9 protein-coding genes are annotated in these 13,461 nt (G+C 40.9%); 7 read left to right on the forward strand and 2 right to left on the reverse strand.

Going from position 1 to position 13,461, the window contains the following annotated elements; genetic code table 11:
- Positions 1-14: 14 nt before the first annotated feature.
- From atpD to glmU, 3 genes are all read left to right on the forward strand, one after another.
- Positions 15-1,400 carry a F0F1 ATP synthase subunit beta gene (gene atpD / locus H5154_RS12815; protein WP_145241681.1) on the forward strand — a complete coding sequence of 462 codons (1,386 nt, stop codon included), beginning with the start codon at positions 15-17 and terminating at the stop codon, positions 1,398-1,400.
- 13 nt (positions 1,401-1,413) lie between these two features.
- On the forward strand, positions 1,414-1,836 hold the full coding sequence (locus H5154_RS12820) for a F0F1 ATP synthase subunit epsilon (RefSeq protein WP_145241679.1): 423 nt from the start codon (positions 1,414-1,416) through the stop codon (positions 1,834-1,836).
- A gap of 317 nt (positions 1,837-2,153) precedes the next feature.
- Positions 2,154-3,512: a bifunctional UDP-N-acetylglucosamine diphosphorylase/glucosamine-1-phosphate N-acetyltransferase GlmU gene (gene glmU / locus H5154_RS12825; RefSeq protein WP_182718519.1), complete on the forward strand. Its 1,359-nt coding sequence runs from the start codon at positions 2,154-2,156 to the stop codon at positions 3,510-3,512.
- Positions 3,513-3,572: 60 nt separating this feature from the next.
- On the opposite strand, the gene H5154_RS12830 is transcribed toward glmU, so the two are convergent.
- On the reverse strand, positions 3,573-4,316 hold the full coding sequence (locus tag H5154_RS12830; protein WP_182718520.1) for a siderophore ferric iron reductase: 744 nt from the start codon (positions 4,314-4,316) through the stop codon (positions 3,573-3,575).
- A 15-nt stretch (positions 4,317-4,331) separates the two neighbouring features.
- Positions 4,332-6,419 (reverse strand): TonB-dependent siderophore receptor, encoded by a 2,088-nt coding sequence (locus tag H5154_RS12835; protein ID WP_182718526.1) that lies wholly within the window; start codon positions 6,417-6,419, stop codon positions 4,332-4,334.
- Positions 6,420-6,548: 129 nt separating this feature from the next.
- On the opposite strand from H5154_RS12835, the gene H5154_RS12840 reads away from it, so the two are divergent.
- The 4 genes from H5154_RS12840 to H5154_RS12855 are packed head-to-tail and all read left to right on the forward strand — an operon-like array spanning position 6,549 to position 13,039.
- Complete coding sequence (locus H5154_RS12840; RefSeq protein WP_257325151.1) at positions 6,549-8,135, forward strand: aspartate aminotransferase family protein; 1,587 nt, start codon at positions 6,549-6,551, stop codon at positions 8,133-8,135.
- A complete protein-coding gene (locus tag H5154_RS12845; RefSeq protein WP_182718521.1) occupies positions 8,128-9,444 on the forward strand; it encodes a lysine N(6)-hydroxylase/L-ornithine N(5)-oxygenase family protein in 1,317 nt (438 codons plus the stop codon). Before H5154_RS12840 ends, H5154_RS12845 begins: the two co-directional genes overlap by 8 nt.
- Positions 9,441-10,637, forward strand: coding sequence for an MFS transporter (locus H5154_RS12850; RefSeq protein ID WP_182718522.1), 1,197 nt, complete (start codon positions 9,441-9,443; stop codon positions 10,635-10,637). The genes H5154_RS12845 and H5154_RS12850 overlap by 4 nt, the downstream gene beginning before the upstream one ends.
- Entirely contained in the window at positions 10,637-13,039 is a 2,403-nt protein-coding gene (locus tag H5154_RS12855) for a GNAT family N-acetyltransferase (protein WP_182718523.1), read from the forward strand. Before H5154_RS12850 ends, H5154_RS12855 begins: the two co-directional genes overlap by 1 nt.
- The last annotated feature ends 422 nt before the right edge of the window (positions 13,040-13,461 follow it).

Genomic DNA, 13,461 nt, shown 5'->3' on the forward strand with positions numbered 1-13,461 from the left:
CGAGAGGAATAGACATGAGTTTAGGTAAGGTCGTCCAAATTATCGGCGCCGTTGTGGATATTGAATTTTCACAAGACAGCGTGCCAGCCGTATATGACGCGTTAAAAATAACAGATGGCGATTTAGCTGGTTTGACTCTAGAAGTTCAACAACAGCTAGGTGGCGGTGTGGTACGTACTATCGCACTAGGTACTACTGACGGTTTACGCCGTGGTGCATTAGTATCAAACACAGGTGAAGCGATTCAAGTTCCAGTTGGTAAAGCAACGCTTGGTCGTATCATGAACGTACTTGGTGAGCCAATCGATGAAGCTGGTCCAATCGGCGAAGAAGACCGTATGTCTATTCACCGTGCAGCGCCTTCATACGAAGAGCAATCAAGTTCAGTAGAACTTTTAGAAACTGGTATCAAGGTAATCGACCTTGTATGTCCATTCGCTAAAGGTGGTAAAGTTGGTTTATTCGGTGGTGCCGGTGTTGGTAAAACCGTAAACATGATGGAACTTATTCGTAACATCGCAATCGAGCACAGCGGCTACTCAGTATTCGCCGGTGTTGGTGAGCGTACTCGTGAGGGTAACGATTTCTACCATGAAATGAACGATTCAAACGTACTTGATAAAGTATCGCTTGTATACGGTCAGATGAATGAGCCTCCAGGTAACCGTTTACGCGTAGCGTTAACAGGTCTTACTATGGCTGAAAAGTTCCGTGACGAAGGTCGCGACGTACTTTTCTTCGTAGATAACATCTACCGTTACACACTTGCTGGTACTGAAGTATCTGCACTTCTTGGTCGTATGCCATCAGCGGTAGGTTACCAGCCTACACTTGCTGAAGAAATGGGTGTACTGCAAGAGCGTATCGCATCTACTAAGACGGGTTCAATCACTTCAATCCAAGCGGTATACGTACCTGCGGATGATTTAACGGATCCATCTCCAGCAACAACGTTTGCTCACTTAGATGCAACAGTAGTACTTTCGCGTGATATCGCGTCACTTGGTATCTACCCAGCGGTAGACCCACTTGATTCATCTTCACGTCAACTTGATCCATTAGTAATTGGTCAAGAGCACTACGATACAGCACGTGGCGTTCAGACAGTTCTTCAGCGTTATAAAGAACTTAAAGACATCATTGCAATCCTAGGTATGGACGAGCTTTCTGACGAAGATAAGCAACTTGTATCTCGTGCACGTAAAATCCAACGTTTCCTATCTCAGCCATTCTTCGTGGCAGAGGTTTTCACAGGATCACCGGGTAAATACGTGTCACTTAAAGACACAATTGCTGGCTTCAAAGGCATCTTAAACGGTGAATTTGATGATATGCCAGAGCAAGCGTTCTACATGGTTGGCTCTATCGAAGAAGCTCAAGAAAAAGCCAAAAACATGTAATTAGGAGGGTAGTATGGCAGCTATGACTGTACATCTTGACGTAGTAAGCGCAGAGCGGAAGTTATTCTCTGGTCTGGTTGAATCGATTCAAGTAAGCGGTAGTGAAGGTGAACTAGGTGTAAACCCAGGACATGCGCCACTATTGACTGCCCTTAAACCTGGTATGGTACGTTTAGTAAAGCAATTTGGTCACGAAGAAGTAATGTATGTTGCTGGTGGTACTCTAGAAGTGCAACCGAACATAGTGACTATTTTGGCTGATGTAGCGGTTCGTGGTGAAGACCTTGACGAACAAGCAACAGAAGCAGCTAAACGTGAAGCTGAAGCGCAAATGGCGAATTCTTCAGCCGCTGAATTAGATTATCAACAAGCAGCAGTACAACTTGCAGAAGCAATTGCACAGCTACGCGTTATTCAGCAATTACGTAAAAAGTAAGCCTATCTGGTTTTCAAAAAGCCCACTTTATGTGGGCTTTTTTGTGCTTGAAATATACTGCATTGTTATTTTATTAGAACGCTATCATTTTTCTAAACTCTACTTTTACAGCTCTTTATCATTATTTTTACTTATATCCTTCATCGATCCCCGTTACAATATAACTAATACAAAGCAAGTTGTGATTTCAGCTTAGATTCAGTGGCTACTGCTAGATTGCCATTGAGTAAGTGCACATGATGTGACTTACGTAATCTTTTTGAATTTACACGCGCTTATTTATTTCAATAAAACAAAGAAAGAAGGAAATTGTTTTAATGTCACTTACTACTGTAATTCTTGCTGCGGGTAAAGGTACTCGTATGCGCTCTGCTCTACCTAAGGTGCTGCATAAAGTTGCCGGTAAACCTATGGTGCAACACGTTATCGATAATGCTAAAGCACTCGGTGCGACATCTACTAACTTAGTTTTTGGTCATGGCGGCGAATTATTACAACAACAACTTGCTGACAACGATGTAAACTGGGTACTTCAAGCTGAGCAGCTTGGTACTGGCCATGCAGTGGCACAAGCAAACCCACATATTAATGATGAAGACACTGTATTGGTTTTATACGGTGACGTACCACTGACAAAGCAATCAACCCTTGAGCGTTTACTCGCTGCCACACCTAAAAACGGCTTAGCCGTGCTTACTGTTAATTTAGCTAACCCTAATGGTTATGGCCGTATGTTACGTGTTGATGGCAAGCTAGTGGGTATTGTTGAGCAAAAAGATGCAAGCGCAGAGCAATTACTTATTAACGAAGTAAACACTGGCATTATGGCTGTAAATGGTAAATTACTCAAAAGCTGGTTAGGCAACTTATCTAACGAAAACGCGCAAGGTGAATACTACCTCACAGATATAGTCGCAATGGCGCACAGTGAAGGTGTAGAGATAAGCTCAGCACAACCAGATCATCCAATGGAAGTTGAAGGTGCAAATAACCGCGTACAACTTGCAGGCCTTGAACGCGCATATCAGTCGTGGCAAGCCGAACAGTTAATGCTTAATGGTGCAACGCTTGCCGACCCTGCTCGCATTGATGTACGCGGCGAAGTGACAACTGGTGAAGATGTATTAATTGACGTAAACGTTATTTTTGAAGGTAAAGTTACTCTTGGTAATAACGTTGAAATTGGCCCTAACTGCGTACTTAAAAATTGTACGATTGGCGATAACGTAATTATTAAAGCTAATACCTTAATTGATGATGCAAGCGTAGCCGACAAGTGTACTTTAGGTCCTTATGCTCGCCTGCGCCCAGGTGCCATTATGGAAGAAGACTCGCATATTGGTAACTTTGTTGAGATGAAAAAAACCCGTTTAGGCAAAGGCTCTAAAGCAAACCATCTTTCTTACTTAGGCGATGCTGAAATTGGCGAAAAAGTAAATATTGGTGCCGGTACTATTACCTGTAACTACGATGGCGTAAATAAAGCCAAAACCATTATTGGTGATAATGCCTTTATTGGCTCTAACTCATCGCTTGTTGCACCGGTAAACATTGGCGCAACAGCAACAGTTGGTGCAGGTTCTGTGATCACCAGCACCGTTGAAAATGAACAGCTAGCAATCGCGCGTTCAAAACAGCGCAACTTAACCGGTTGGAAACGCCCAGTTAAAAAGTAAGTGCAGTAGTGTTTACCTTAGCTAGAAAAGCGAGTTTATACTCGCTTTTTTGCTTTTTATTTAGCTGTAACATACTGCTATTAACTCCTGTTGCATCCGTTGAACTTTAATTTGCTGAGGTTGTTTTGGGCAATTAGCGCACTTTGCAACATTACCTATTTGGTAATGCAAACAACATGTTTTTCGCGTTAATGCTAATGAGTCTGAGCAAGCTGTAAGCATAATAAACTCCCCTGCCTCTGAGATATCGAGAGCATGCAACCAGTGCGCTGCCATTACTTGAATATTAAACTGCGGCTTTCGCTTTGCATGAAGTAGTAGTATTGCTAATAGCGTGTCAGCTAATAAGGACATCGCCAAACGCTCATTAAGCCTTGTAACGAGGTTTAAATCTGTGAGTAACTTAACAACATAGCGTTTCAAATGGGCAGCCATATCCGTTACTGCCTGTTGCTGGTTTTGATGGTACTGCGCTTTTATAGTGGATAGTTGCAGCCCTGCAATAACACCTTGCTGATAGTGTTGCTTAAAGTTTTGCAAAGAAAAGCTCATATTAAGTTCATGAACGCTGATAAGCGCTAAATAGACAGGTTGCCAATACAGCATTCCCCAGCTTTTGATTGCCCAATAACTGCGCCCAGCAGCGGGGTATTGCTGCTGCCAATACTGGTGTAACCTTGCAACCAGCAATGAACTCGATTGTATATCGAGCCAATCTGTTGATTTTTCTGGTACATTTAAAGCACTGTGGTAGCCCTTAGCAAGCTTTAACAGCTTACTAAGGGCGAGTTGTTCAGCGTTCATAACGAGTTTAGATACTTAAAATGAGGCGTTTAAACTAAGCTCAACACTGCGCTCAGCGCCCATCCAACAGCCATTTATATCAAAACAAGCACCCACATAACGTTTGTCTGTTAAGTTACTCACGGCTAAACCGATTTTATAGCTGTCGTTAAAACGATAGCTAGCGGCAGCATCAAGCAAGGTATAACCCGGTACTGTATCGGAATTTAAGGCATCTAACTGACTTTCACCGACATAACGTACACCGCCATTAAATTCCAGTGCATCGTTAAAGAAGTAATTTAACCACATTGAGGCTTGTTGCTCTGCTACCCAAATTGGTGTTTTACCTTCCAATGCCGGGTTTTGTGGATTATCTATTACCTCAACATCCATATCTGTTAGATTTACAGTAACATCAAGAGTGTCAGTGAGTTGCTGATAAACACTGATCTCAAAACCCTTCGATTGTACTTCACCATTTTGTGTGTATTTCATAAAGTCTGGAGTGTTAACCACCACATCTTGTTTGCGCAAATCAAAAAAGGCCGCGGTTACTTTAGTTGTTGCATCATTGTTGTGATATTTCATCCCGACTTCAATTTGCTCTGCGGTCGTTGGTTTAAATGCTTTGCCAGTTAAGGTATCTACCCCCGAAGTGGGCTCGAATGATTCTGAGTAACTGGCATAAGGAGCAATGTTATTATCAAAGGTATAAATTGCTGCCATACGAAAAGTGGTATCGCTTTGATCGATTTCTTGACTACTAGATATACCGCTTTTCGTATCATCTGTAACACTGTAGTAATTATCATAGCGAAGGCCAGCAATCACTGTCAGCGCATCGAGCTTTATCTCATCTTGAAGATAAAAACCGCGTTGAGATTGCTCTAAACGGCTAAATTGACGATAGTTATCTAAAGCGGCTGTAGTAGCTGCATTAAACTGGCTGTGATCTGGATTTGATAAATCAAGTGTTGGCGTATTTGCACCAAAAGTGTCGGCATAGTCAAATGTAGAATCAAGGGTTTGATATTCAAAGCCAAATAATAGCTGATGATTAGTATTCGCTAAACCAAATTGCACAGCGAGTTGGTTATCAATCACGAAGCCTTCAGCGTCTTCAATGGTTTTATAGGCAGTACGAGTTAAAATTTTATCTGCATCCGCTAAGCCGAAGTCATAGCTATTTTGTTGCGTGGCATCGGCATTGGTATAACGAAAGTTTTGTAAAAACGAAATTGAATCTGAAAATTCATGATTTAATTTATACCCGATCATAGTGACTTCACGAGCAAACTCAGCCCAGTTTTCATCGCCAGCATACGCATCAGCATCTAACTTACCGTAACTGGCTTCGTAAAGTGTGCCTTTCGCGGGTAATGGCGTTGATGGCACCATTTTAGGATCGTCTTGATAATATAAGTTAAGGTTTAAGCTTGTTTGCTCACTTATCTCAAAAGTTACTGAGGGCGCAATGGTGATTCTTTCTTCTTCGGTTGTTTGCTGTTGGCCGTCGCGGCTACGGGCAAGTGCAATAAAGCGATAATTAACGCCGTCGGTAATAGCGCCTGTGCTATCTAAAGCTAATTCAGCCAAGCTATTGCTACCAATTCGGGCTCTAATATTGTGCTCAGAGGATGCTTGTGGCGTTTTTGCTGTTTGGTTAACCATGCCACCTGGAGGTGCCGATCCGTATAAAACCGATGCTGGGCCTTTTAAAATTTCGACACTTTGTGTTGCATACGCATCTACTTGTGGAGCTAAGTTATAAGCTAGGTTGTATTGCAGCGGTAAACCATCGTAAAAATTACGGTAACTTTCAAAACCACGAATCGTATATTGGTCAAAAATCGTTACTGTACTGCGATTTTCAGGTGTGATCCCAGAAACATAGCGCAATGCTTCATTAACGGTATCTACTTGGCGTAACTCTAGTAATTTATTGTCGTAAACCTCAAAACTCATAGGCGATTCAATCGGTGTCAAACTCGATTTGGTCCCTGTTGAACGATAACTTTTTCCATATACTTCAATACTTTCTATGTCGTCTGCGGCTGGCTTTTCTGCAGCAAACCCATAGTTACTCATTAAACATAATGATATTGCAGATAGTCCAAACATTGATTTTTTTAACACAATCACTCCTTAAATTTTACTAGAATTAAACCATTGACACTTTATTGGAAACGCGATTAGTATACATTCTCATTTAGATTTATCAATTGTTTTCAATTAAAGGTGATCGTGCTCATGGTTCAGTTAAATGTGTTACTGGCGGATTCACAGCAGCAAGCTTCAACTAATGAAGCAAGTTCAATGCTTAATTCAATGTTTAATAAGGAAAATATAGATAATTTTAAAATAGGTCTTGAGCAGGTTATGCAATTGTTGGAGCAAACAATCGCAACACAACAAAAACCATTTAGCGGTATATTACCGCAGGAGCTAGCTAAAAAATTTATTGGTATTGACCTTAATCAACCGCTATTTGATATACCGGACGCACTAGAAGAAGTTGCTCAGCTTTATCTTAAAGATGCTGTTTATTTTAATAATCCACGCTATCTCGCGCATTTAAATTGTCCGATTGTTTATCAAAGTATCCTTGCTGAATTGCTCGCTACTTCGATTAATACTGCTGTAGAGACCTGGGATCAAAGTGGTGGTGCCACTTTTATTGAACAAAGTATCGTAGATTGGACACTCTCAAAACTGGCGCTTGGTGAGCAGGCTGATGGCGTATTTACCAGTGGTGGTACGCAATCTAATTTGATGGCGATGTTGTTAGCTCGTGATTTTCAGTGCCATTTATATGCAGGGCATACTAATAAACAGCAAGGTTTACCACACGACTTTAGGCGACTAAAAATTTTCACCTCAAAAGTTAGCCATTTTAGTATTCAAAAAGCCGCCGCAATTTTAGGACTTGGTTACGATGCTGTTGTAAGCGTTCCGTGTGATGAATATTTTAGAATGGATATGACCGCTTTAAATCAGGCGATCGAACACTGTCAGCAACAAGGCGATATCGTTATGGCCATCGTTGCAACAGCTGGAACAACTGATTTTGGTAGTATCGATCCATTAACGCAGATAGCTGAAATAGCTAAGCGCTGTGGTGCGTGGCTTCATGTTGATGCTGCTTATGGCGGGGGCTTATTAATCACGCCCAATAATAAACACAAGTTAGCGGGTATTGAATGCGCAGATTCGGTCACTATTGATTACCATAAGTCATTTTTTCAGCCTGTTAGCTGCAGTGCTTTTTTTGTAAAAGATAAGCAACATCTATCAGTTGTTACTTATCATGCCGAATATTTAAACCCATTAAGTCAGCAACAAGCGGGAACGCCAGATCTATGCAATAAGAGCATTCAAACCACACGACGTTTTGATGCGTTAAAGTTGTGGTTTTCACTGCGTACGGTAGGAGCTCAAAACTTAGGTGTAGCATTTGAACAAGTGATGCATTTAGCACGACAAGGTTATTTGTTATTAGCCTCTGAAGCAGATATTGAAATTATTCATCAGCCGCAGTTAAGTACACTGGTATTTCGTTTTGTTGGCGATAGCGGTGCTACAGATAGTGAATTGGACGCCGTAAATAAATATATTCGTAAACAGTTATCTCGCCAAGGTGAGGCGTTGATCGCGGCAACTAAGGTAGCAGATAAACAATATTTAAAGTTCACCTTACTGAACTGTGCCACCACTATCAATGATATCCAGCAAGTTGTAAGGCTTATAAAGCAATATGGTTATCAATACTTAGCAAGTGATTTAGCGAACGAACATGCTCCTTTAAGTCTTGCACTGGAGGAAGTTAGCTATGGATAAGTCCATTTATGATGTTATTGGTATTGGTTTAGGGCCATTTAATTTAAGTCTGGCATGTTTAACTGCGCCACTTGAAGGAGTCAGCAGTCTCTTTTTAGATAAAAAAGCTGAGTTTAATTGGCATCCAGGCATGATGCTTCCTGAGGTAAGTTTACAAACCCCCTTTATGTCTGACTTGGTAACGCTTGCTGACCCAACTAGCCCTTATAGCTTTTTAAACTATATAAAGCAGCAAGGTCGACTGTATTCTTTTTATATTAGGGAAAACTTTTTCTTACTTCGCCAAGAATATAATCAGTATTGCCAGTGGGCAACAAAGCAGCTGCCTAATATACGTTTTAATTCAGAGGTTCAGCATGTTGAGTACAGCCAAGACGAAGATATTTATATAGTACAAACAGCAGAACAAGTGTATCTAGCTAAACATTTAGTGTTAGGCACCGGGCCGGTGCCACGTCATCCTCAATGTGCTCAAGCATTTAAGTTGCAAGAGGGGGTTATTCATTCTAGCAACTACTTAGCCAATAAAAGCCAATTACAGCAAAAACAGTCGATCAGCATTATTGGTAGCGGGCAAAGTGCCGCTGAGATTTTTTATGATTTATTACAAGAGATTGATCAGCATAATTATCAACTAAATTGGCTTACTCGTTCTTCACGGTTTTACCCGCTCGAATACACTAAATTAACGTTAGAAATGACCTCACCAGAATACGTTGATTATTTTTATCAATTACCAGAACAAAAACGCCAGCAGTTAAATCGTCGTCAGCATAATCTCTATAAAGGTATTAATAGCGAATTGATCAACAATATTTTTGATTTGCTGTATAGCAAACGGCTAACAGCTAAATTGCCAGTAAGCTTGCACACAAACTCGGCATTGATTGATATGACCTACCTGAGCCACCAGCAGGGTTTTGAACTTAGCTTAGAGCAAACTGAACAGCAGCAAGGTTATTCACTAAACACCCAAAGCGTTATTTTTGCAACGGGTTATCAGTCTTACCAACCGAGCTTTTTAGCAGGGATCAGTCATTGCATTGATAGTGACGACGCGGGGCTTTATCAAGTTGCTCGTAATTACTCAATAGACAAGCAGCATCAACGTATTTTTGTACAAAATACAGAGCAACACACCCATGGTTTTGTGACTCCTGATTTAGGCATGGCATGTTATCGCAACTCTTGTATTATTCGTGCGATCACCGGACATGAATATTATCCAATAGAACGTAAAATAGCTTTTCAGGAGTTTGCTGCGCCCAATTATGAGTTAAGCGACGAAGTAGAGCAGTTTCGCGCATGAGTAAGCAGTTTAAAGTTTTGTTGATCGCGGTAACGGTATTTGCAGTGCTCAGTGATTCAATGTTATTGCCGTTTTATCCTACTTTCTTTAGTGCGGTATTTAATATAAGTGACCCTGCCTATGTTGGCACTTACATTGCTGCCAGCTGCTTTGTTGTCATGGTATGTTTTCCTATTTGGGCCTTCATTAGTAAATACATTAATGTGCTACCTTTATTGGTTTATAGCCAAATTGCTGCGGGTGTATTTAGTGTCAGTAGCTTTTTTGCTAGCGACTTAAATTGGTTTTGGTTTTCCTCCATGGCTATGTTTGCTTTTAAAGCCAGCTATTTACTGGTTTATCCATACTTAATGAGCTTGGAAGCGAAAACAAATCACGTTGCGACGATTGCAATGCTTAGTGTTGTGGTGCACTTTGGCGCCATACTTGGCGCACTTGCTGGTGGCTTTGTGTTATCGGCTCTTCCTGGCAAAGCCGCATTTTTAATAATGGCTCTAAGCGATTTTACTCAGGTTTTTGTGTGCGCCTATCTCATAAGATTAGCGCCTAGTAAAAATCAGTCGCCTCCAGTAGCAAAAACATCAATCACTTCATCAAGTCGTTGGCCTGTATATCAACTTGGCATTGTTATGTTGTGCTTTTACTTTAGTGCTTTTTTGATCCGGCCTTTTTTTGCGGCATATTGGCAAAGTATTAGCGACACCTCCAGTATCGTCCTAGCGAGTGTTGTGTTTTCTATCCCTGCTTTTATGGCATTGCTTGCGCTGTGCTTTAATCATTGGCGGCAGCACACAAATCGCAACCCCATCAACTTATTAGTTGTCTTTATGTTGATCATTACAGGCGTTGCATTACAAGCCAGCCCTCTTTACTTAGTAGTGATCGCAGGACGCTGCCTGTTCGGTCTATCGCTATTCATTATTATTGTGCGTCTTGATCTGCTGCTTTACCAAGTGAGTACGCCAGACAAGTACGCTGAAGATTTTAGTAAAGTCAGTTTTTGCCAAAGCTTAGGTGTACTTTTAGCTTCTTACTGCGCGGGTTTGCTGGTTAAAAGCTCTGGTTTAGTAATACCTTTTTGGGTCGCCGCTGGTGGGCTCGCTATATCTGCTTGTTGTTTATGGCTACTGAGCAAGCAAAGTCGACGCCATACTCCTTGCGCCAATCTGGCATCGACCACGAGGGCTCAATAATGTCCATTACAACAGCTGTTTTTTGTCAGCAGTTTACTAATATCGCAGAGCTTAGCTTAAGGCCATTTAGCCTAGCACAAGATCTCGCGTTAATTCACCAGTGGGTTACTCAGCCTCATGCGCAGTTTTGGGGCATGCAGGAATTTACTATTGAGCAGTTACAGCAAGAATATCAAAGCCTGTTAGCACATAGTGATATTTATATCGGCTACGCAAACAATAGCGCGTGTTTTTTAGTTGAGTTATATGACCCTCTATTAGATGAAATAGGTAATCATTACCCCGTCAAAGCAGGTGATATTGGCATGCACATTCTGATTGCCCAAAGCAATAACAAGGTGCATGGCTTTACTTGGTCGGTGTTTCAACTGGTGATGAATTTCATTTTTGCTAATGACAAAAATCAGCGCGTTATTGTTGAACCCGATATTCGCAATAACAAAATTCATTGTTTGAATACTAAAGCCGGCTTTCGTTATCAATCTGCGGTTAGGTTAACTCATAAAACCGCACATCTCGCATTTTGCACGCGTGATAACTTTTATCACGCATTAAATAAGGATAATACTATGAAGCACATTCCCCTGAGCCCAGAGCAAGCCGTCAGTCATTTAACGCCACAGCTATGGCGGCATGTAAATAGGTTACATGTTCGCAAAGCTTTGAGTGAGTTTGCTCATGAGCGGCTGATAAAACCGCAATTGACCAATGAAGATGCAGATTGGCAATATTTTGAGCTCAGTACAGACAAAGAAAGCATTGTTTATCGCTTTAAAGCCAAGCTGGGGTATTTGAATCACTGGCATATAGCAGCAGACTCAATTGAAAAACAAATAGATAACCAAGTAGCCGAGCTCGATTCAATCGCCTTTATTTGTGAGTTACAACATAGTTTAGGTATCAGCCAAGCTATGCTGCCTACTTATTTAGAAGAAATAGCCAGTACTTTATATGGCAGTGCTTATAAGCATCAGCTGCCAGCATTGACTGCCGAGCAACTCACCACTGCGGATTTTCAACAGGTAGAGAGTGCGATGACGGAAGGTCATCCTTGCTTTATAGCAAACAATGGTCGAATAGGGTTTGATACCAATGATTATCGCCAATACGCACCAGAGACTGGCGCGCACTTACAGTTGGTTTGGCTAGGTGCGCATAAAGATAGAGTGGTGTTTTCGACCACCGATGATTTAGATTATCAAACACTCATAACGCAAGAGCTATCGACGCACACCATAGAGTCATTTAAGCAAAAGCTATTAGCGCGTGGAGTAAATAGTGACGATTACTTTTTTTTCCCCGTTCATCCTTGGCAGTGGTTTAATAAACTCGCGTCGTTATTCTCTAACGATATTGCTGATCAGCATTTGGTTTGCTTAGGATACAGTGAAGATGAATATCAGCCGCAGCAGTCTATTCGTACTTTTTTCAATAAAACACATCCGCATAAACGCTATGTAAAGACCGCACTGTCAATTTTGAATATGGGATTCATGCGTGGTTTATCGCCTTATTATATGAGTGCAACTCCCGCAATTAACGATTGGGTAGCACAAGTAGTATCACAGGATCCGTACTTAGCTGGATCCGGTTTTACAATTCTGCGTGAGGTTGCAGCAATTGGTTATTATAATCACGCTCTAGAAGCCGCAACCGATCAATACAGTCCATATCGAAAAATGCTTTCTGCACTTTGGCGTGAAAGCCCAATGCCAAAGATAAAGAGTAATCAGCGCTTAATGACCATGGCGTCGCTGCTGCATATAGATAATCAAGGACAAGCGTTATTACCTGCTTTGATAAAATCAGCCAAGATAGGTACTCATATATGGATTGCTAAATATCTAAAAGCATACTTAGATCCACTCCTTCATTGTTTCTACTCCCATGACTTAGTCTTTATGCCTCATGGTGAAAACTTGATCCTGTTACTTGAGAACAACATTCCAGCCAAAGCAATAATGAAAGATATTGCCGAGGAGATAGCTATTCTTAATAAAGATTTAGTACTGGCGGATAATATTCAACGCTTAACTGTGGATGTGCCCGATGAATTAAAAGTGTTGTCAATTTTTACAGATGTGTTTGATTGTTTCTTTAGGTTCGTGGCTGATATCCTTGATCAGCAAAACGACTATTCAGAACGAGACTTTTGGCAACAAGTTGCAGAGTGTGTAATTAGCTATCAACAATCACACCCAGAACTAAAAGATAAGTTTATCAAGTATGATCTATTTAGTGCTGATTTTACCTTGTCGTGTTTAAACCGATTACAGTTAAGTAATAATCAGCAAATGATAGATTTGGCAGATCCGGCAAAAAATCTTAAATTTGAAGGAAAATTAATCAATCCGATAGCCGCATTTAATCCAATTAAAAAAGATAACAGTGCAACAGTTTAATAATTGCTATTTAGCTATGAGATGGATCAGGTCTGTATGCGCAGCTTGGTTGCTCTCATAGCTGAAAATTTAAGCGAAAATAACGCTGCAACGCCTTGTTTGTATGCCTTTTGAGCAAATAGTTAATTAATTTAATAAAACTGAAATAAAGCGTTGACGGCCTCAAGAATATCCCTATAATGCGCATCCACTGACCCGGCAGGCAGCAATGAAAAGCGCTGAACAAACGGTAAGTAAGTCGAGTAAAACTTAGCTTTGAAATCTTTTAAAAGAAACTAAAAATTAAGTGTTGACAAAAAAATAGGAAAGCGTAATATGCGCAGCCCTAGTGAGATAAAGTTTAACTTTAACCGCAACGTTCTTTAACAATATAAAGCAATCATCTGTGTGGGCACTCGTACAGATTGAGTTCTAACAGCCGA

Source organism: Pseudoalteromonas sp. SR44-5 (genome assembly GCF_014163675.1).
GTDB classification, from domain to species: domain Bacteria; phylum Pseudomonadota; class Gammaproteobacteria; order Enterobacterales; family Alteromonadaceae; genus Pseudoalteromonas; species Pseudoalteromonas rhizosphaerae.